The 17,794-nt window shown below is 62.5% G+C and carries 22 protein-coding genes and 1 tRNA gene; 7 read left to right on the top strand and 16 right to left on the bottom strand.

Translation table 11 applies throughout. From position 1 onward, the window contains the following. Window positions 1-24 precede the first annotated feature (24 nt). From DM373_RS12480 to DM373_RS12490, 4 genes are read left to right on the top strand one after another with little or no spacing between them, the layout of a single operon-like run. A complete protein-coding gene (locus DM373_RS12480) occupies window positions 25-216 on the top strand; it encodes a hypothetical protein (protein WP_110993883.1) in 192 nt (63 codons plus the stop codon). Between the two features lie 48 nt (window positions 217-264). Continuing rightward, window positions 265-621: a hypothetical protein gene (locus tag DM373_RS12485; RefSeq protein WP_110993884.1), complete on the top strand. Its 357-nt coding sequence runs from the start codon at window positions 265-267 to the stop codon at window positions 619-621. 37 nt (window positions 622-658) lie between these two features. Further along, entirely contained in the window at window positions 659-1,075 is a 417-nt protein-coding gene (locus tag DM373_RS29210; RefSeq protein ID WP_244215071.1) for a hypothetical protein, read from the top strand. Continuing rightward, window positions 976-2,124, top strand: coding sequence for a tyrosine-type recombinase/integrase (locus tag DM373_RS12490; RefSeq protein ID WP_244215074.1), 1,149 nt, complete (start codon window positions 976-978; stop codon window positions 2,122-2,124). The genes DM373_RS29210 and DM373_RS12490 overlap by 100 nt, the downstream gene beginning before the upstream one ends. Before the next feature lie 82 nt (window positions 2,125-2,206). On the opposite strand, the gene DM373_RS12495 is transcribed toward DM373_RS12490, so the two are convergent. The 9 genes from DM373_RS12495 to thrS all read right to left on the bottom strand — a co-directional run bounded on the left by DM373_RS12495 (window position 2,207) and on the right by thrS (window position 9,683). Beyond that, window positions 2,207-2,283: transfer RNA gene (locus DM373_RS12495), tRNA-Pro, on the bottom strand. Between the two features lie 101 nt (window positions 2,284-2,384). Continuing rightward, window positions 2,385-2,741, bottom strand: coding sequence for a MerR family transcriptional regulator (locus DM373_RS12500; protein WP_011533210.1), 357 nt, complete (start codon window positions 2,739-2,741; stop codon window positions 2,385-2,387). Further along, window positions 2,722-3,024, bottom strand: a complete 303-nt coding sequence (ihfA, locus tag DM373_RS12505; protein WP_009394049.1) for an integration host factor subunit alpha — start codon at window positions 3,022-3,024, stop codon at window positions 2,722-2,724. The genes DM373_RS12500 and ihfA overlap by 20 nt, the downstream gene beginning before the upstream one ends. Before the next feature lie 4 nt (window positions 3,025-3,028). Further along, window positions 3,029-5,410 (bottom strand): phenylalanine--tRNA ligase subunit beta, encoded by a 2,382-nt coding sequence (gene pheT / locus DM373_RS12510; protein ID WP_110993886.1) that lies wholly within the window; start codon window positions 5,408-5,410, stop codon window positions 3,029-3,031. A gap of 31 nt (window positions 5,411-5,441) precedes the next feature. After that, on the bottom strand, window positions 5,442-6,458 hold the full coding sequence (gene pheS / locus DM373_RS12515; RefSeq protein ID WP_110993887.1) for a phenylalanine--tRNA ligase subunit alpha: 1,017 nt from the start codon (window positions 6,456-6,458) through the stop codon (window positions 5,442-5,444). 111 nt (window positions 6,459-6,569) lie between these two features. Further along, window positions 6,570-6,926, bottom strand: a complete 357-nt coding sequence (gene rplT / locus DM373_RS12520; RefSeq protein WP_003250671.1) for a 50S ribosomal protein L20 — start codon at window positions 6,924-6,926, stop codon at window positions 6,570-6,572. A gap of 28 nt (window positions 6,927-6,954) precedes the next feature. Continuing rightward, complete coding sequence (gene rpmI, locus DM373_RS12525; protein WP_003250667.1) at window positions 6,955-7,149, bottom strand: 50S ribosomal protein L35; 195 nt, start codon at window positions 7,147-7,149, stop codon at window positions 6,955-6,957. A 60-nt stretch (window positions 7,150-7,209) separates the two neighbouring features. Further along, on the bottom strand, window positions 7,210-7,761 hold the full coding sequence (gene infC / locus DM373_RS12530; RefSeq protein WP_012052879.1) for a translation initiation factor IF-3: 552 nt from the start codon (window positions 7,759-7,761) through the stop codon (window positions 7,210-7,212). Continuing rightward, entirely contained in the window at window positions 7,761-9,683 is a 1,923-nt protein-coding gene (gene thrS / locus DM373_RS12535; RefSeq protein ID WP_110993888.1) for a threonine--tRNA ligase, read from the bottom strand. Before thrS ends, infC begins: the two co-directional genes overlap by 1 nt. A gap of 335 nt (window positions 9,684-10,018) precedes the next feature. Here thrS and DM373_RS12540 point away from each other — a divergent pair, with 335 nt between their 5' ends. After that, window positions 10,019-10,321, top strand: coding sequence for a hypothetical protein (locus DM373_RS12540; protein WP_110993889.1), 303 nt, complete (start codon window positions 10,019-10,021; stop codon window positions 10,319-10,321). Window positions 10,322-10,484: 163 nt separating this feature from the next. Continuing rightward, entirely contained in the window at window positions 10,485-10,697 is a 213-nt protein-coding gene (locus DM373_RS12545; protein ID WP_110993890.1) for a cold-shock protein, read from the top strand. 143 nt (window positions 10,698-10,840) lie between these two features. Here the strand turns inward: DM373_RS12545 and DM373_RS12550 are convergent, their stop codons facing one another. Then, the gene (locus tag DM373_RS12550) at window positions 10,841-11,161 is read right to left on the bottom strand and encodes an I78 family peptidase inhibitor (protein WP_110993891.1); all 321 of its coding nucleotides are present in this window, start codon (window positions 11,159-11,161) and stop codon (window positions 10,841-10,843) included. Between the two features lie 288 nt (window positions 11,162-11,449). Between DM373_RS12550 and DM373_RS12555 the strand changes: the two genes are divergently transcribed. Further along, entirely contained in the window at window positions 11,450-11,662 is a 213-nt protein-coding gene (locus tag DM373_RS12555; RefSeq protein WP_110993892.1) for a hypothetical protein, read from the top strand. Here the strand turns inward: DM373_RS12555 and DM373_RS12560 are convergent. The 6 genes from DM373_RS12560 to DM373_RS12585 all read right to left on the bottom strand — a co-directional run bounded on the left by DM373_RS12560 (window position 11,634) and on the right by DM373_RS12585 (window position 17,716). Then, the gene (locus DM373_RS12560; RefSeq protein WP_110993893.1) at window positions 11,634-12,641 is read right to left on the bottom strand and encodes a nucleoside hydrolase; all 1,008 of its coding nucleotides are present in this window, start codon (window positions 12,639-12,641) and stop codon (window positions 11,634-11,636) included. The genes DM373_RS12555 and DM373_RS12560 overlap by 29 nt on opposite strands. A gap of 181 nt (window positions 12,642-12,822) precedes the next feature. After that, entirely contained in the window at window positions 12,823-13,227 is a 405-nt protein-coding gene (gene rbsD, locus DM373_RS12565) for a D-ribose pyranase (RefSeq protein WP_110993894.1), read from the bottom strand. Continuing rightward, window positions 13,224-14,132: a ribokinase gene (gene rbsK, locus DM373_RS12570; protein WP_110993895.1), complete on the bottom strand. Its 909-nt coding sequence runs from the start codon at window positions 14,130-14,132 to the stop codon at window positions 13,224-13,226. The genes rbsD and rbsK overlap by 4 nt, the downstream gene beginning before the upstream one ends. 9 nt (window positions 14,133-14,141) lie before the next feature. Next, window positions 14,142-15,164 carry a LacI family DNA-binding transcriptional regulator gene (locus DM373_RS12575; RefSeq protein WP_110993896.1) on the bottom strand — a complete coding sequence of 341 codons (1,023 nt, stop codon included), beginning with the start codon at window positions 15,162-15,164 and terminating at the stop codon, window positions 14,142-14,144. A 3-nt stretch (window positions 15,165-15,167) separates the two neighbouring features. Continuing rightward, window positions 15,168-16,166 carry an ABC transporter permease gene (locus tag DM373_RS12580; protein WP_110993897.1) on the bottom strand — a complete coding sequence of 333 codons (999 nt, stop codon included), beginning with the start codon at window positions 16,164-16,166 and terminating at the stop codon, window positions 15,168-15,170. Then, a complete protein-coding gene (locus DM373_RS12585) occupies window positions 16,163-17,716 on the bottom strand; it encodes a sugar ABC transporter ATP-binding protein (RefSeq protein ID WP_110993898.1) in 1,554 nt (517 codons plus the stop codon). Before DM373_RS12585 ends, DM373_RS12580 begins: the two co-directional genes overlap by 4 nt. Window positions 17,717-17,794 lie beyond the last annotated feature (78 nt).

The raw sequence follows: 17,794 nt of genomic DNA on the forward strand, positions 1-17,794 counted from the left end.
GTACCTGATCTATAGGGGGCCGCGATGATCCCGCATACAGGCTGGCTACGGCGCCAGCTCGAATCGGCGCTGATCCTGCTCGCCGCCTGGATCATTGGCGGCCGCAACGTCACCAGGTCCGGGGTCGTCTCGCGCCGAGACAACAACGAGATGTTCGAGATGGACGGCGACCTACGCGCCATTGCCCGCCGAATCCGCAAGCAGTACAGCGAGTAACCCCTCCCCCTACAACTCAAGCCCGCCGCGCGCGGGCGAGGATGACCTATGTCCGATTTCCAGACGACATCCGAACCCGTGGCCAGGAAGCGCCACATCTGCTGCGAGTGCCGCGGGCACATCGAGCCAGGCCAGGCATACCAGCTCGTTGCTGGCTGCTGGGAAGGCGACATGAGCAGCTTCAAGACCTGCGCTGGATGCGTCCAGGCGCGCGACTGGGCGATCGTTCAGGCCGAGTGGGGAGGCGACGGCGAGCACCTCTACTACTTCGGGATGCTTGAAGAAGATCTATGCAACCTGGCGCCGGAGATGGACTTCGGTGACGGCCGCCGCTTCAAGACCTATCGATTCCAGGTGCAGATGCGCCGGCGCCGAGACCGGGCCCAACTGCAGAAAGCAGCCTGACCACAACCCTGCCGCCACCGGCGGCGTGGAGAACAACATGGCAAACGCCACCGCTGCAGTGCAGCCGAGCCTGCTGCCGAGAATCATCCGGGCCGGCGAAGCGCCCGGGTATCTCGGCATGTGCAAGGACGAATTCAAGAATACCGTCAGGCCGCATGTCCGTGAGTTCCCGATCGGGAAACAGGGCGTGGGCTTCGACCGACTCGAGCTTGATGCTTGGGTCGACGCCTACATCGAGGCCATGGCCGTTGAAAAGGCGAGCAATCAGGACAACAATCGACCCCGCAGCGTAAGCAAGGCCGGGGAATCCAAGGAGGCTCCATGGCCAAAAAGGCAATCACAGGGCTCCAGAAAATGCCCAGCGGCATCTGGAAAATCGACAAGGTCTACAGGGGAGAAAGAATTCAAGAAAGCACTGGAACTTGTGACCGGCAGGAGGCAGAGCAATACCTGATCCATCTGCTGGAGAAGATGCGGCAGCGCAAGGTGTACGGCGCTCGCGAAATCAAGACATTCGCCACAGCCGCGGCGAAGTACCTGGTCGAGAATAAGGAGCAGCCATCCATCAGGCTCACTGCGTTGTATTTGGAGCAAGTGGTCGAGTACATCGGCCACCTTCCATTGACGCACATTGATGACGAGGCGCTGGCCGCCTACGTGCGGGATCGGAAGGCTGATTCGGTGCTGCCGGATGGGAAGGTGAAGAAGGGAGTCAGCAATAGGACGGTCAACATCGCGATTGAGCGAGTGATTCGCGTCCTCCAGCTGGCTTGCCGGAAGTGGCGGGATGAAGAGCGCCGCCCCTGGCTCGACAGCGTGCCGCTGCTCACCAAGCTGGACGAGAAGAAGTCGAGTCGACAGCCCTACCCCATGTCCTGGGAAGAGCAGTCGATTCTGTTTGGGGAGTTGCCCGACCATCTGCAGCGAATGGCCCTGTTCAAGGTGAACACCGGCTGCCGCGAGCAAGAGGTCTGCAAGCTGAGGTGGGACTGGGAGATCTTTGTCCCGGAGCTGGATGCCAGCGTGTTTCTGATACCTGCCGAGTTTGGCGGCAGACACGAGAACTCCGGAGTCAAGAATCGGGAGGAGAGACTGGTCGTGCTGAACAGAGTGGCCAAGTCGATCATCGAGGGGCAGCGCGGCATCAGTCGTGAGTGGGTTTTCCCATACAACGGCACCGCGATGCATCGGATGAACGACTCGGCCTGGAAGAAAGCGCGAGTGCGTGCGGCAAAGCTCTGGCAGGAGCAACACTTGCGGCCGGCGCACCCAGGGTTCGCTTCCATCAGGGTTCACGACCTGAAGCATACATTCGGACGAAGACTGAAGGCGGCAGCTGTGAGCCTGGAAGACCGGAAGTCGCTACTTGGCCACAAGAGCGGAAGCGTGACCAGTCATTACTCCGGAGCGGAGATTGGTCAGATGATTGATGCGGCAAACAAGGTATCGGCCACAGACTCGCGCGGTCCGGTACTGACGATCTTGAAGAGGAGAATCGGATGAGGGAAAAGGCGAAGTCACTCGAAAAGTCACTATGCCTAGAAATGAAAAAGCCACCAGAAGGTGGCTAAGTCATTGGGATTATTGGTCGGGACGGAGTGATTCGAACACTCGACCCCTTGCACCCCATGCAAGTGCGCTACCGGGCTGCGCTACGCCCCGACATCATTCTCGATACCGCTGAGAACGTTGAAGAATTTAACCTAAGCTTTTGAATAATGGAAGCTTTTTTTCAAAAAACTTTCCGTTCGTCGCCAACCAGATCACTTCTTCAGCACCACCAACACATCCTCCAACTCGGCAATCATCTGCCGAATCAGCTGCTTGTACTGGCTGGATTCATCCTTGACCTCATCACTGGAGAGCCGCAACCGCGCCCCGCCAATGGTAAAGCCTTGGTCATACAGCAAAGCGCGGATCTGGCGGATCATCAGCACGTCTTGGCGCTGATAATACCGCCGGTTGCCACGGCGCTTCACCGGGTTGAGCTGCGGAAATTCCTGCTCCCAGTAGCGCAGCACGTGCGGTTTTACCGCACAGAGCTCGCTGACTTCACCAATGGTGAAGTAGCGTTTGCCCGGGATGGGGGGCAGCTCGTCGTTATGGCTTGGTTCCAGCATAGGCCTCTACCCGGGCTTTCAGCTTCTGCCCTGGACGAAAGGTGACGACGCGGCGCGCGGTGATCGGGATCTCTTCCCCGGTTTTGGGGTTGCGGCCCGGCCGCTGGCGTTTGTCGCGAAGGTCGAAGTTGCCGAAACCGGACAACTTGACCTGCTCGTTATCTTCAAGCGCATGCCGAATTTCTTCGAAAAACAGCTCGACCAGCTCCTTGGCCTCTCGCTTGTTGAGCCCCAGCTCCTCGTACAGCCTTTCGGCCATCTCAGCTTTCGTCAGAGCACCCATGCCGTTATTTCCTTAACGTGGTGTTCAACCTTTGTTCGAGCGAGGTGAGGATATTTTGCAGGGTTTCGTTCACCTCATCGTCGTTAAGAGTGCGCGATGGATGTTGCCAGGTCAAGCCGACGGCCAGGCTTTTTCTATCAGGATCAATGCCTTTACCCTGGTAGACGTCAAACAGCCTGAGGTCTGTGAGCCATTCGCCGGCATTGTCACGAATTACTTCAAGCACCGAACTGGAAGCCACGTCACGGCCTGCGATCAAGGCCAGGTCACGGCGGGTTTCCGGGAACTTGGACAGTTCGCTGAACTTCGGCAGGCGGCCTTCCACTACATCGCCGAGCACCAGCTCGAAAACGTAGACCGGACGGTCGAGGCCGAGGGTCTTGGCCAGCTCCGGGTGGATGGCGCCGAGGTAGCCGACTTCCTTGCCGTCGCGCTCGATGCGGGCGGTCTGGCCTGGGTGCAGGGCTGGATGCTTGCCGGCGACGAAGCTGAAGTCGCTCAGGGCGCCCGAGTAGCCCAGCAGGGCTTCCACGTCGGCTTTCACGTCGAAGAAGTCGATGCCGTCACGGCCGTTGGCCCAGCCTTCGGGCAGGCGGCTGCCGGTGACGACGCCGGCGATCATCGGCTGTTGCTTGAGGTCACCCAGCTGGCCGACGAAGCGCAGGCCGCTTTCGAACAGGCGCACGCGGTCTTGCTGGCGATTGAGGTTGTGCTGCATCGCCTTGACCAGGCCCGGCCACAACGAGGCGCGCATGGCGGCCATGTCGTTGGAGATCGGGTTGGCCAGCACCAGCGGCTCGACGCCTGGGGTGAACAGTTCGAACAGCTTCGGGTCGATGAAGCTGTAGGTGATGGCTTCCTGGTAGCCGCGGGCGACCAGCAGGCGACGCAGGTTCGGCAGCTCGCCGCGGGTCTCTGGCTTGCCCTGGGGCGCCAGGCGCGCCTGCGGGTAGCGGACCGGCAGGTTGTTGTAGCCGTACAGGCGGGCCAGTTCTTCGATCAGGTCGACTTCCAGGCTGATGTCGAAGCGGTGGCTTGGGACGGTGACGGTCCACTGCCCTGCCCCATTGGCGCTGGTTTTCAGCTCCAGGGCGTTGAGCAGTTGCTCGACCTGGGCGGCGTCCATCTGCAGGCCGAGCATCTGGGTGATGCGTTCGTCGCGCAGGGTGATCGGCGCGATGCTCGGCAGGTGCTGTTGGCTGACGGCTTCGACGATCGGGCCGGCTTCACCGCCGACGATCTCCAGCAGCAGCGCGGTGGCGCGCTCCATGGCTTCGCGGGCCAGTTGCGAATCCACGCCACGCTCGTAGCGGTGCGAGGCGTCGGTGTGCAGGCCGTAGGAACGGGCCTTGCCGGCGACGGAGATCGGCTCGAAGAAGGCGCTTTCCAGGAACAGGTCGCGGGTCTTCTCGGTGTTGACGCCGCTGTGCTCACCACCCATCACGCCGGCAATGGCCAGGGCGCGGGTGTGGTCGGCGATCACCAGGGTGTCGGCGCGCAGGGCAACTTCCTGGCCGTCCAGCAGGACCAGCTTCTCGCCCTCTTCGGCCATGCGCACGCGGATGCCGCCGTTGATTTCGGCGAGGTCGAAGGCGTGCATCGGCTGGCCGAGCTCGAGCATCACGTAGTTGGTGATGTCGACGGCGGCGTCGATGCTGCGCACGTCGCTGCGGCGCAGGCGCTCGACCATCCACAGCGGGGTCGGCTTGCTCAGGTCGACGTTACGGATGACACGGCCCAGGTAGCGTGGGCAGGCAGCCGGGGCGCTGACTTCCACCGAGCGCACTTCGTCGTGGGCAGCGGGCACAGCCGGTACTACCGGGCGGGTGACCGGGACGTCGTACAGGGCGCTGACGTCGCGGGCCAGGCCGGCCAGGGACAGGCAGTCGCCGCGGTTCGGGGTCAGGCCGATCTCGATGCTGGCGTCGTCGAGGTTCAGGTACTGGCGAATGTCCTGGCCTACCGGGGCGTCAGCGGCCAGTTCCAGCAGGCCGTCGTTCTCTTCGCTGATCTGCAGTTCGGCAGCCGAGCACAGCATGCCGAAGGACTCGACGCCGCGCAGCTTGGCTTTCTTGATCTTGAAGTCGCCCGGCAGCTCGGCACCGATCATGGCGAACGGGATCTTGATGCCTGGGCGGGCGTTGGGGGCGCCGCAGACCACCTGGAAGGTTTCTGCGCCGTTGCTTACCTGGCACACGCGCAGTTTGTCGGCGTCCGGGTGTTGTTCGGTGGCGAGGATCTCACCCACCACGATGCCGCTGAACTGGCCGGCAGCGGGGGTCACGCTGTCGACTTCGAGGCCGGCCATGGACAGGCGGGCGACCAGTTCGTCACGGGAGACTTGCGGGTTTACCCAACCGCGCAGCCACTGTTCACTGAATTTCATGCTGTTCTCCTAGAATTTGCGTCGATTGGGCCTAGCGGAATTGCGCCAGGAACCGCAGGTCGTTGTCGAAGAACAGACGCAAATCGTTGACGCCATAGCGCAGCATGGCCAGGCGCTCGGCGCCCATGCCGAAGGCGAAGCCCTGGAACTCTTCCGGGTCGATGCCGGACATGCGCAGCACGCTCGGGTGGACCATGCCGCAGCCCATCACTTCCAGCCAGCCGGTCTGCTTGCACACGCGGCAGCCTTTGCCGGAGCACATCACGCACTGGATATCCACTTCGGCGCTCGGCTCGGTGAAGGGGAAGAACGACGGGCGGAAGCGCACGGCCAGTTCTTTCTCGAAGAACACCCGCAGGAATTCTTCGATGGTGCCCTTGAGGTCGGCAAAGTTGATATCGCGGTCGATCAGCAGGCCTTCGACCTGGTGGAACATCGGCGAATGGGTGATATCCGAGTCGCAGCGGTAGACGCGGCCCGGGCAGACAATGCGGATCGGCGGCTGGCTCGATTCCATGGTACGCACCTGCACCGGCGAGGTGTGGGTACGCAGCAGCATGTTGGCATTGAAATAGAAGGTATCGTGCATCGCCCGGGCCGGGTGGTGGCCGGGGATGTTGAGCGCTTCGAAGTTGTGGTAGTCGTCTTCGACCTCGGGGCCTTCGGCGATGCCGTAGCCGATGTGGGTGAAGAACTGCTCGATGCGCTCGAGAGTACGGGTGATCGGGTGCAGCCCGCCGGTGGTCTGGCCACGGCCTGGCAGGGTGACGTCGATGCATTCGGCGGCCAGGCGAGCGTTGAGCTCGGCCTCTTCAAAGGCGGCCTTGCGTGCGTTGAGCACGTCGGTGACGCGTTCCTTGGCGTCGTTGATCAGCGCGCCAACCTTGGGGCGCTCTTCGGCTGGCAGGTTGCCCAGGGTCTTCATCACCTGGGTCAGCTCGCCTTTCTTGCCGAGGAATTGGACCCGGATCTGTTCCAGGGTTGTGATGTCTTCAGCGCGTTCCACGGCCTCAAGGGCTTGGGCAACCAGCGCGTCCAGGTTTTCCATGTACAGACTCCAGATACGAAAATAGGGGAAGAGCTTTTGAAGGCTCTTCCCCTATCGATGACGTTTTACACCCGACGGCGCAGGGCGCCGGCGGATGATTGTCGTGGGTACTTAGGCCAGAACGGCTTTAGCTTTCTCGACAATTGCAGCAAACGCCGCTTTTTCGTTCACTGCCAGGTCAGCCAGAACCTTGCGGTCGATTTCGATCGACGCTTTTTTCAGGCCAGCAATCAGACGGCTGTAAGACAGGCCGTTGGTGCGTGCACCGGCGTTGATACGAGCGATCCACAGAGCGCGGAACTGACGCTTCTTCTGGCGACGGTCGCGGTAGGCGTATTGGCCTGCCTTGATGACAGCCTGCTTGGCAACACGGAATACGCGCGAACGTGCACCGTAGTAGCCTTTAGCCAGTTTCAGAATTTTCTTGTGACGCTTACGAGCGATGACGCCACGCTTTACACGAGCCATGAGTAACTTCCTCTATCTTTGACCGAAATTAACGTACGCGCAGCATGCGCTCGACTTTTGCAACGTCAGACGGGTGCAGCAAGCTGGCACCGCGCAGTTGACGCTTACGCTTGGTCGACATTTTGGTCAGGATGTGGCTTTTGAAAGCGTGCTTGTGCTTGAAGCCGGAAGCGGTTTTCAGGAAACGCTTCGCAGCACCGCTCTTGGTTTTCATTTTTGGCATGTTGGAACTCCGCATTCGATAAAATTACACATAATCATCAGGCCTGCCGTGCCCGGGAGATTACTTCTTTTTCTTGGGGGCGATGACCATCATAAGCTGGCGTCCTTCCATCTTCGGATGCTGCTCAACGGTGCCGTATTCGGCGAGGTCAGCTTCAACCCGCTTCAACAGCTCCATGCCCAGCTCCTGGTGGGCCATCTCACGGCCACGGAATCTCAGAGAGATCTTGGCCTTGTCCCCATCGGTAAGGAAACGTACCAGGTTGCGTAGTTTTACCTGGTAATCCCCATCCTCCGTCCCTGGACGAAACTTGATTTCTTTAATCTGAATCTGCTTCTGGTTTTTCTTGGCTTCGTTGGCCTGCTTCTTCTTCTCGAAGAGGTGCTTGCCGTAGTCCATGACCTTGCAGACAGGCGGTACCGCGTCTGCAGAGATCTCTACCAGATCCAGCTTCGCTTCATCAGCAATACGAAGCGCTTCATCAATCGAGACGATGCCAACCTGCTCGCCATCAGCGCCAATTAACCGAACCTCGCGGGCCGAGATATTCTCGTTGATCGGGGCTTTCGGTACAGCACGCTTATCGTTTCTCATTTCACGCTTAATAGTCATTACTCCGATTCTTGGCGACCACGCCGGGAAACCGCCTGTTGCAGCAGCTCAGCGAACTGGGCGACGGGCATGGAGCCCAGGTCAGCGCCTTCGCGAGTACGCACTGCGACGGTTTGCGTTTCGACTTCACGATCCCCTATAACCAAAAGGTACGGGACCTTGAGCAAAGTATGCTCGCGGATTTTAAAGCCGATCTTCTCATTTCTCAAGTCCGACTTGGCACGGAAACCGCTACCGTTCAGAGATTTCTCGACCTCGAGGGCGAAATCGGCCTGTTTGTCGGTGATGTTCATGACCACGGCCTGGGTCGGCGCCAGCCATGCCGGGAACACGCCGGCGTAGTGCTCGATGAGCATGCCGATGAAGCGCTCGAACGAACCGAGGATGGCACGGTGCAGCATCACCGGGCGCACGCGGCTGTTGTCTTCGGCGATGTAGCTGGCGTCGAGGCGCTCAGGCAGGTTCGGGTCGTACTGCAGGGTGCCGCACTGCCAGTTACGGCCCAGGCAGTCGCGCAGGGTGAACTCGATCTTCGGGCCGTAGAACGCACCCTCGCCCGGCTGGTATTCCCACTCAAGGCCCGAGTCGTTCAGGGCTTCGGCCAGGGCGCCTTCGGCGCGGTCCCACAGCTCTTCGGAACCCACGCGCTTGGCCGGGCGAGTCGAGAGCTTCATGGCGACGTCGGTGAAACCGAAGTCCTTGTACACGTCGAGGGTCAGCTTGATGAAGTCGGCGGCTTCTTTCTTCACCTGTTCTTCGGTGCAGAAGATGTGCGCGTCGTCCTGCACGAAGCCACGCACGCGCATGATACCGTGCAGCGCGCCGGACGGCTCGTTGCGGTGGCAAGCGCCGAACTCGGCCAGGCGCAGCGGCAGGTCGCGGTACGACTTCAGGCCCTGGTTGAACACCTGCACGTGGCATGGGCAGTTCATCGGCTTGACCGCGTAGTCGCGGCTTTCAGAGGCCGTGGTGAACATGTTCTCGGCGTAGTTGGTCCAGTGGCCGGAACGCTCCCAGAGGATGCGGTCGACGACCTGCGGGGTCTTGATTTCCGAGTAGCCGTTTTCGCGCTGGACTTTACGCATGTACTGCTCGAGCACCTGGTAGATGGTCCAGCCGTTGGCGTGCCAGAACACCATGCCCGGCGCTTCTTCCTGCAGGTGGAACAGGTCGAGCTGCTTGCCGATCTTGCGGTGGTCGCGTTTTTCGGCTTCTTCGATGCGCTGGATGTAGGCCGCCAGCTGCTTCTTGTCGGCCCAGGCAGTGCCGTACACGCGCTGCAGCTGCTCGTTCTTGGCATCGCCGCGCCAGTAGGCGCCGCTCAGCTTGGTCAGCTTGAAGGCTTTGAGGAAGCGGGTATTCGGCACGTGCGGACCGCGGCACATGTCGACGTATTCTTCGTGGTAGTACAGGCCCATGGCCTGTTCATTCGGCATGTCTTCGACCAGGCGCAGCTTGTAGTCTTCGCCACGGCGGGTGAACACGTCGATGACTTCGGCACGCGGGGTCATCTTCTTGACCACGTCGTAATCGGTGTCGATCAGCTGCTGCATGCGCTTTTCGATCGCAGCGAGGTCGTCCGGGGTGAAAGGACGCTCGTAGGCGATGTCGTAATAGAAGCCTTCATCGATCACCGGGCCGATCACCATCTTGGCGGTCGGGTACAGCTGTTTCACTGCGTGGCCGATCAGGTGGGCGCACGAGTGACGGATGATCTCCAGTCCCTCTGCATCTTTGGGGGTGATGATCTGCAGGGTGGCGTCGTGGTCGATCTTGTCGCAGGCATCGACGAGCTTGCCGTCGACCTTGCCGGCCAGGGTGGCCTTGGCCAGGCCGGCGCCGATCGAGGCGGCGACTTCAGCTACGGATACCGGCTGGTCGAACGTGCGTTGACTGCCATCGGGAAGAGTAATAACGGGCATGGCGCCTCCTCTCCTAGTGGTGACCCCTACCAAAGGTCACGTGGGTTGGGATGAGCCAGTACAAGATCCGCCCTGCCTTTCCCGCGGGAAAGCCTGCCTCACAGTGGCAGAGACCTTTCGGCCGGTCAGGGGCGAACCAGAGTGACTGGAGGTATAAAAAGAAATGCGGCTGCCACAGGCATACCGCAAGGGAGGCATGCTAGCACGGGGCTAGAGGGGTCGGCAGAAATTTTTGGGATGAGTGCCTGCAAGGTGAACTTGTACGGAAAATTTCCTATCAGACCTTCTGAAGCAACCTACTCTTGATGAGACCTTAACCCAAGGAGTATCCGGTTATGCGACTTCCCTCCCTTCTGGCCGCCTGCGCCGTTAGCGCCCTGCTGCTGCCCTTGGCTGCCACTGCGGGTGACTTCCCGGCGGGCAAGGAGAAAAACTACATGGCCCAGTGCCAGGAAACCGCCAAGGCGCAAGGCGTCGACGCCACGACGGCGACCAGGCACTGCACCTGCGGCGCCCAGGCCATCAAAAAGAACTTTACCGACGAGGAGATCAAGGACCTCGACAGTTCGGACGGTGTCGACGCCAAGCTGATGCACCGTGCCCAGGCCGCCGTGCAGGCCGCCTGCAAGCCGAAATAGCCGCGTTTTATGCGACCTTGCCCCCTTAATTTGCGCTTTATCGACATAGTGCGAAGGTAATAGGCGCCTGATCCGCAGAATTAGACTATGATGTAGCCCGTGCCCCTGTAGCCTTGGCCGCATCGCACCTCGAAAAAAAATCATGTTTCTGGAGATTCATCCCATGTCCAATCGCCAAACCGGCACCGTCAAATGGTTCAATGATGAAAAAGGCTTCGGCTTCATCACCCCACAAGGCGGCGGCGACGACCTGTTCGTACACTTCAAGGCCATCGAAACCGACGGTTTCAAGAGCCTGAAAGAAGGTCAGACTGTTTCCTTCGTCGCCGAGCGCGGCCAGAAGGGCATGCAGGCTGCACAGGTTCGTCCGGAGTAATTCGGATAGCTGTAAAAAACCCGCCACTTGTGGCGGGTTTTTTATTGGGCACGAGAAAAGGCGTCATGGCCCTTGCAGGCCCTCATCGCGGGGCAAGCCCGCTCCCACGCTAACACGGGAGGGGGCTTGCCCCGCGATTGCCTTCAGCCGCAGTTGACGCGGGTGACCACACCTTTGTCATCGACATTCAGGTTCAGGCGCTCGGAGCGATACTCCAGGGTGATCATGTCGTGGGGCTTGAGGATGCGCGCCATCTGCGAGCCACTGGCCTTGCGCGCTTGCTCGAGCAGCTCCGCAGTAGCCGGCTTGCCGACGGTGAAATCGGCGCCACTGGCTTCGCAGCGGCCATCGTTGCTGGCCGGGGCGGCAGGGGCGGCGGAGCCACCCGAGGTGCCGCCGGTGCTGCAGCCTGCAAGAACGGTAGCCAGCAACAGGGTCGCCAGGGAAGCGCGGGTACGGAACATGAATCCTCCTAATCGATCGTGGGAACTGCCCAATACGACAGCCCCTAAAACTGATTGTTGCAAAACTGCAAGATTCTGCCTGAACCCGGCCGTAGACGCGAAGGGCAATCGTGACGGGATTTTGCACCGAACCGCTGGTTCACCCTGACGCCGCCTTTATGCCTAAGTCGCAGGGCCAAGGTGACAAAGGCATGATTTACTGCAAACAGTGGAGTGCGCAACGCCTCCCCCTCGAACGCCAGGACCCGGTATTCGACTCTTCAGCCCAGGCCCCAGCGAGAGCGCTTCATGAGCAACCACAGCATCGATGCCGACATCAAGGTCAAATGGGACGAAGGCCAGAGCGCCTATAGCCCGGGCTCGCCCGAAGAACTGGTACTGATCGCCATCGATCTGCTGGTGCGCGACCGCGGCGGTGAAGCGGCGCGCAGCTTCATCGAGCAGGTACTGGAACGCCACGCGCCCCAAGCTGCTATTTCAATCGAGCCAGGCGCGCGCTGAGCAGGTCGAAGAAGCCTTTTGCGTCGCCCTCCTCCACCCACGTGACATTGGCGGGCTGTTTGAGCACGCCGTACCAGTCGGCGATGGTCTGGCCAAAGGTCGGGCCCTCACGGCTGTCGACCACCATGTGGATGTCCCGCCCTTTGAACAGCTCGGGCTTGAGCAGGTAGGCGATCACGCTGGCATCGTGCACCGGGCCGCCAGGCATGCCGTAGGTGTCCATGTCGAACTTGATGTAGGCGTTGAGGATATCCACCACCAGCTTGCTGGCCTGGTTGTTCACCGCCGCCAGTTGCTTGAGGCGTGCTTCGCTGGTGAGCAGCTTGTGGGTGACGTCCAGCGGCAGGTAAGTGAGCTTGACGCCACTGGCCAGCACCACCTCGGCGGCGTGCGGGTCGGCATACAGGTTGAACTCGGCCGCCGGGGTGATATTGCCGCCATTGAAGTGAGCGCCGCCCATGACCACCACTTCCTTGATACCCCTGGCGATGTCCGGCTGCTGGATCAGCGCCAGGGCCAGGTTGGTCTGCGGGCCGAGCATGGCGACGGTGATGCTGTGGGGCTCGGCGGCGCCCAGGGTGTCTACCAGGTATTGCACGGCGTTGCCTTTGGCCAAGGGCTGTTTCGGTTCGTGCACCTGGATGCCGGTCAGCCCCTCTTCACCGTGCACATTGGCAGCATAGATCGGCGGGCGCACCAACGGCCGGCCTGCCCCGGCGTACACCGGAATATCTTCACGACCACCCCATTCACGGGCCAGGCGGGCGTTGCGCGAGGTCTTGTCCAGGCGCACGTTGCCGGCGACCGTGGTGATGGCGCGGATTTTCAGCTCATCAGGCGAAGCCATGGCCAGCAGCAGCGCGACCACGTCGTCGGCGCCGGGGTCGGTGTCGATGATCAGGTCGCGTGGGGCGGCCATGACGGTGGTGGTGGCTAGCGCGGACATGAGTACGGCTCCTTGCAACAGGCGTTTGAACATTGGGTTTCCTTTCTCCAATTGGTTGACCTTATCGCACCCTGTGGGAGCGGCGGTTCGCCGCTGCGATTTACCCGCGAATCAGGCGCCGCCGATGCATGGCACCGGCTTCGCCGGTGTTCGCGGGTAAATCCGCTCCCACAGAAATTGTGGATAGCTCGACAGCGGCATTACCACCAAGGATTTAGAAAGTAACGCCCGCCACCAAGGCAATATTGCTGTAAGGCTTGCACTCACCCGTGCGCACCACGGCCCGGGCCTGCTGGCATAAAACCTTGAATTCAGCGTGGGTCAGTAACTGGCGCGAGCCGATCACCCCTTCGCCACGCAAACGTTCAACCTCCACCAACGCCGGCGGCTCAGCCTGCAGGATTTCCTCGGCCAGCACATGCCGCTCCACCTGCATCTCGCTCAACACCACCCGCAGCACACTGGCGAAGTCGGGAATCCCCGGCGTCAGCGCCAGATCGATCAGCTCGACCCCAGGCGGCACCGGCAAGCCGGCATCACCGATCACCACGATGTCCCCATGGCCCAACCCGGCAACAACCCGTGACAGGGCGATGTTCAACAGCGGTGTCTTCTTCATGGCGCCAGCTCCTTCAAATAGGGAATCGAAGGCTGAGCCCCCACGCGGGTGACCGACAACGCCGCAGCACGCTGCCCGAAAACGATTGCGTCTTCGCGCGAAAGACCACGAGCCAGGCCGGCGGCGAAGCCACCGACAAAGGTGTCACCGGCCGCCGTGGTATCCACGGCGTTGACCGGTGCGACGGGGAAATGCCTGTCGCCCTGCCCGTCGACAAACAATGCACCCTGGGCACCCAGGGTGACGATCACCTTCCCTGCCCCCAGCTTTATCAACTGTTCGCCGGCACGGCGAGCACTGTCGAGGTCGGTCACCGCCACCCCGGTCAGCGCCTCGGCCTCGCTTTCGTTGGGGATCAGGTAGTCGATATGGGTGTACCACTCAGCCGGCAGCGGGCCGGTGGCCGGCGCCGGGTTGAGGATCACGGTCTTGCCGAGCTCGCGCCCGCGCGCCAGGGTCCAGGCCACAGTCGGGGCAGGCACTTCAAGCTGGCAAATGATCACCTCGGCCTGCTGCAGCAACGCGTCGAAGCGCTGCACCGACTCAGGGCTGAGCAAGCCATTGCCACCCGCAATGATGACGATGGCGTTCTGGCTGGCGGCATCCACCACGATCAGCGCCACGCCACTGGAAACCCCCGGGCAGATGCCGACGCCCTGGCAGTCGACACCTTCCACTTCCAGCGCCTTGCGCAGTTGCTGGCCGTAGGCATCGTCACCCACATTGCCGACCATCGCCACGCTGGCACCCAGCCGGGCCACGGCCACGGCCTGGTTGGCCCCCTTGCCGCCGGGCACGGTGAAAAAGCTGTCACCGGCCAGGGTTTCACCGCCCCGCGGCAAGCGCTGGGCGCGGGCCACCAAATCCATGTTGAGGCTGCCGACCACTACCACCTTGGCACTCATGGGCATTCCTTAACGGTAATCGTTGAACAGATCCGGGCGCGGCCCGGTGGATTCGCGCAGGACGATGCGCGGCGCGACGATGCGCTGCTCCACCGCCCCACAGCTCGGTGCGCCGATGCGCGACAGCAGCAGCGCCGCCGCGCTTTCGCCCAGTTCGCGGATCGACTGGCCGACGGTGGTCAGCGCCGGGTACACATAGCGGCTCAGCTCGATGTCGTCGAAACCGATCACCGACAGCTCGCCCGGCACGTTGATATTGCGTTCGGCGGCGGCGCGCAGCACGCCAAAGCCGATCATGTCGTTGCCGGCGAAGATCGCCGTCGGCCGCTGGCCATCGAGCAGGCGCGCCGCCGCGGCATGGCCCCCAGGGCTGGTGAAGTCGCTGTGCAACACATGGCCGGCGGCGACGCGCAACCCGGCCTCGGCCATGGCCCGACGGAAACCGGCCAGGCGCAGTTGACTGACGCCCGTGTCCACGGGGCCTGCGATGGTGGCGATGTCGCGATGGCCCAGCTCCAGCAAGTGGCGGGTAGCCAGGTAAGCGCCGTGCTCGTGATCGATCCGTACAAGGTCTGCCTCGACGCCGTCCAGCGCGCGGTCGACGATGACCATGGGCGTGCGCACGCAGGCCAGGCTGTCGAGCAGGTCGCGCTCCTCACCCACCGAGGCCACGATCAGGCCGTCGATGCGTTTTTCCAGCAGCACGCGCAGGTAGCTGCGCTGCTTCTGCGGATCGTCGTCGGAGTTGCACAGGATCACGCAGTAGCCGTTGCGCTCGCAGGCATCCTCGATGCCCCGGGCCAGCTCGGCGAAGTACGGGTTGACGCTGTTGGGCACCAGCAGGCCGATGGTGGCAGTGCTGCGGGCCTTCAGCGAGCGGGCCACGGCGCTGGGCACGTAGTCGAGCTGGGCGATCGCCGCCTCGACCTTAAGGCGCACGTGTTCGCTGACCGGACGGGTCTTGTTCAGTACATGGGACACGGTGGTGTAGGAAATACCCGCCAGTGCCGCGACATCTTTGATGGTGGCCATGTTTTATCGGTTCCGCCGGTTTGCACGCCGGCTACGGTAAGTGTCGAGCACCACGGCGATGACGATGACCGCCCCGGTGATGATGCGTTTGGTGGGCTCCGAAGCACCGATCTGCGCAAGCCCTGCGGCCAGCACCGAGATGATCAGCACCCCGAAGAACGTACTGATGACCGAGCCGCGCCCACCCATCAGGCTGGTGCCGCCGATCACCACGGCGGCGATCACCTGCAGCTCCAGGCCGGCCCCGGCGTTGGGGTCGGCGGCCTCCAGGCGGGAAATCTGGAACAGCGCGGCCAGGCCTGCGAGCACGCCCATCAGGGCGAACACCAGGATCTTGTAAGGGCGCGGGTCGATACCCGCCAGGCGCACGGCTTCTTCGTTGGTGCCTATGCCGATCAGGTAGCGGCCGAACACCGTGCGGGTCAGCACCAACTGGGCCAGCACGATCACCAGCAGGCCAATGATGAAGGCCGGCGAAATGCCGAAGGCGATGGGGTTGGAGAACCAGGCGAAGGCATCGCCGATGTAGGCGGTACGCGAGTCGGTGAACTGGTAGGCCAGGCCCCGGGCCATTTCCAGCACGCCCAGCGAGACGATGAACGACGGGATGCGCCAGGCCACGGTAATGCTGCCGGTGATGCTGCCGGCCAGCGCCGCCACGGCCGTGCCGAGCAAGGCGGCGGGCAGCACGCCCCAGCCCCAGCCGAGGATCGCCACGCTGACCGTGGAGGCGGCCAGCGCCAGCACCGAGCCCACCGACAGGTCGATGCCGCCGATGATCAGCACGAAGGTCATGCCCACCGCCAGCACCATCAGGTCGGGGATCTGGTTGGCCAGGGTGCTGAAAGTGGCATAGGAGAGAAAGTGGCTGCTGAGCGACGAGAACAGCACGATCATCGCCAGCAAGGCGCCGGCCAGGCCCAGGTAGGTGCCCAGGCCATAATAGTTGCCGCTGCGGCGGGCGGGCGCGGCGCCCGGGGTGTCGAGGGGAGTGGTTTTCATGCGTCCATCCTGGGAGCTGCGTCGTGCAGCAGGGCATCACGTTTCTGGTAGCCGGCAAAGGCGGCGGCGAGCAGCTGGTCCTGGCTCCAGCGGTCACGGTCGAAGGTGTCGATCAGACGCCCGGCAGACAGCACGGCAATGCGGTCGCAGATCAGCATCAGTTCGCGCAGGTCGCTGGACACCACCACCAGGGCCTTGCCCTGGCGAGCGAGCTCGGCGAGCAGGCCGTAGATGTCGAACTTGGCGCCCACGTCGATCCCACGGGTGGGCTCGTCGAACAGCAGCACCTGGCAGTCACGCTCGAGCCAACGGCCGATCACCACCTTCTGCTGGTTGCCACCGGACAACTCGCCCACCGCCTGCGCCGGGCCGGCGCTGCGAATGCGCATGGCGTTGATCTGCCGTTCGGCCAGGCTGTGCTCGGCGTCGCGATCGAGCACACCGGCACGGGACACGGCGCCCAGGTTGCCCAGGGCAATGTTGGCGCTGATCGACTGGGTCAGCAGCAAGCCTTCGCCCTTGCGGTCCTCGGTGATCAGGGCGATGCCGGCGGCCACGGCGGCCTTGGGCGAGTCGATGCTCACCGGCTGCGGCGGCAGGCCAAGGGCGATCTGCCCGCTGTCGGCGCGGTCGGCGCCGTAGATCAGGCGCAGCAGCTCGGTGCGCCCGGCACCGATCAGCCCGGAGATGCCGAAGATCTCCCCTGCCCTCACCTCGAACGACACCTCACGCACCTTGTCGCCACGGCTGAGCTTGTCGACCTTGAGCAACGGCGCGCCGATCTGGCGGCGGCCCAGGTCGATGTGCTCACCCAGCTCGCGGCCGACCATCAGGTTGACCAGCTCGTTGCTGCTGTAGCGCTGGATCGGCTCGGCGCATACCAGCTTGCCGTCGCGCAGCACGGCGATGCGCTGGGCTACGCGCTGCAGCTCTTCGAGGCGGTGCGAGATATAGACGATGGCCACACCACGCTGGCGCAGGCGCTCGATCTGGGTGAACAGCAGTTCCACCTCACGGTTGGTGAGCATGGCCGTGGGCTCGTCGAAGATCAGCACATGGCAATCGCCAATCAGGTTGCGGGCGATCTCGACCATCTGCTGATGGCCGATCCCCAGCTCGCCAACCGGGGTGTCCGGATCGATGGCCTCCAGACCTACCTGGGCCATGGCCGCCGTGGCCAACTGGCGCAGGCGCTTCTGGCTGATCCAGCCGAAGCGGCTGGGCAGGTTGTCGAGGAACAGGTTTTCGGCCACGGTCAGGGTCGGCAGCAGGTTGAGCTCCTGCATCACCATGCGCACCCCAAGGCGCTCGGCCTCGGCGCGGCTGCCGGGGTTGTAGGGCTGGCCGCGGTAGTGCATCTGCCCGGTGGTGGGGATCTCCAGGCCGCTGATCAGCTTGGACAAGGTCGACTTGCCCGCACCGTTTTCGCCGGTCAGCGCCAGCACCTCGCCGCCGCGCAGCTCGAGGGTGACGTCGCCGAGCACCGGCTGGGCGTAGGTCTTGCCCAGGCCGCTGACGGCCAGCATGGTTTCATTGGCCGGTACTGACATGGCCACCTCTCTTTATAGAACCAATCACAGCTTGTTGATTTTGCCTGCGTGGGAGCGGGCTTGCCCCGCGAACACCGG

Origin of the sequence: Pseudomonas sichuanensis (assembly GCF_003231305.1) — a bacterium.
GTDB classification, from domain to species: domain Bacteria; phylum Pseudomonadota; class Gammaproteobacteria; order Pseudomonadales; family Pseudomonadaceae; genus Aquipseudomonas; species Aquipseudomonas sichuanensis.

Bases quoted from the DNA above. Each gene is read 5' to 3' on its own strand.
- DM373_RS12480 (WP_110993883.1), top strand. From the start codon at position 25: ATGATCCCGCATACAGGCTGGCTACGGCGCCAGCTCGAATCGGCGCTG.
- DM373_RS12485 (WP_110993884.1), top strand. From the start codon at position 265: ATGTCCGATTTCCAGACGACATCCGAACCCGTGGCCAGGAAGCGCCAC.
- DM373_RS29210 (WP_244215071.1), top strand. From the start codon at position 659: ATGGCAAACGCCACCGCTGCAGTGCAGCCGAGCCTGCTGCCGAGAATC.
- DM373_RS12490 (WP_244215074.1), top strand. From the start codon at position 976: ATGCCCAGCGGCATCTGGAAAATCGACAAGGTCTACAGGGGAGAAAGA.
- DM373_RS12500 (WP_011533210.1), bottom strand. From the start codon at position 2,741: ATGCTGGAACCAAGCCATAACGACGAGCTGCCCCCCATCCCGGGCAAA.
- ihfA (WP_009394049.1), bottom strand. From the start codon at position 3,024: ATGGGTGCTCTGACGAAAGCTGAGATGGCCGAAAGGCTGTACGAGGAG.
- pheT (WP_110993886.1), bottom strand. From the start codon at position 5,410: ATGAAATTCAGTGAACAGTGGCTGCGCGGTTGGGTAAACCCGCAAGTC.
- pheS (WP_110993887.1), bottom strand. From the start codon at position 6,458: ATGGAAAACCTGGACGCGCTGGTTGCCCAAGCCCTTGAGGCCGTGGAA.
- rplT (WP_003250671.1), bottom strand. From the start codon at position 6,926: ATGGCTCGTGTAAAGCGTGGCGTCATCGCTCGTAAGCGTCACAAGAAA.
- rpmI (WP_003250667.1), bottom strand. From the start codon at position 7,149: ATGCCAAAAATGAAAACCAAGAGCGGTGCTGCGAAGCGTTTCCTGAAA.
- infC (WP_012052879.1), bottom strand. From the start codon at position 7,761: ATGACTATTAAGCGTGAAATGAGAAACGATAAGCGTGCTGTACCGAAA.
- thrS (WP_110993888.1), bottom strand. From the start codon at position 9,683: ATGCCCGTTATTACTCTTCCCGATGGCAGTCAACGCACGTTCGACCAG.
- DM373_RS12540 (WP_110993889.1), top strand. From the start codon at position 10,019: ATGCGACTTCCCTCCCTTCTGGCCGCCTGCGCCGTTAGCGCCCTGCTG.
- DM373_RS12545 (WP_110993890.1), top strand. From the start codon at position 10,485: ATGTCCAATCGCCAAACCGGCACCGTCAAATGGTTCAATGATGAAAAA.
- DM373_RS12550 (WP_110993891.1), bottom strand. From the start codon at position 11,161: ATGTTCCGTACCCGCGCTTCCCTGGCGACCCTGTTGCTGGCTACCGTT.
- DM373_RS12555 (WP_110993892.1), top strand. From the start codon at position 11,450: ATGAGCAACCACAGCATCGATGCCGACATCAAGGTCAAATGGGACGAA.
- DM373_RS12560 (WP_110993893.1), bottom strand. From the start codon at position 12,641: ATGTTCAAACGCCTGTTGCAAGGAGCCGTACTCATGTCCGCGCTAGCC.
- rbsD (WP_110993894.1), bottom strand. From the start codon at position 13,227: ATGAAGAAGACACCGCTGTTGAACATCGCCCTGTCACGGGTTGTTGCC.
- rbsK (WP_110993895.1), bottom strand. From the start codon at position 14,132: ATGAGTGCCAAGGTGGTAGTGGTCGGCAGCCTCAACATGGATTTGGTG.
- DM373_RS12575 (WP_110993896.1), bottom strand. From the start codon at position 15,164: ATGGCCACCATCAAAGATGTCGCGGCACTGGCGGGTATTTCCTACACC.
- DM373_RS12580 (WP_110993897.1), bottom strand. From the start codon at position 16,166: ATGAAAACCACTCCCCTCGACACCCCGGGCGCCGCGCCCGCCCGCCGC.
- DM373_RS12585 (WP_110993898.1), bottom strand. From the start codon at position 17,716: ATGTCAGTACCGGCCAATGAAACCATGCTGGCCGTCAGCGGCCTGGGC.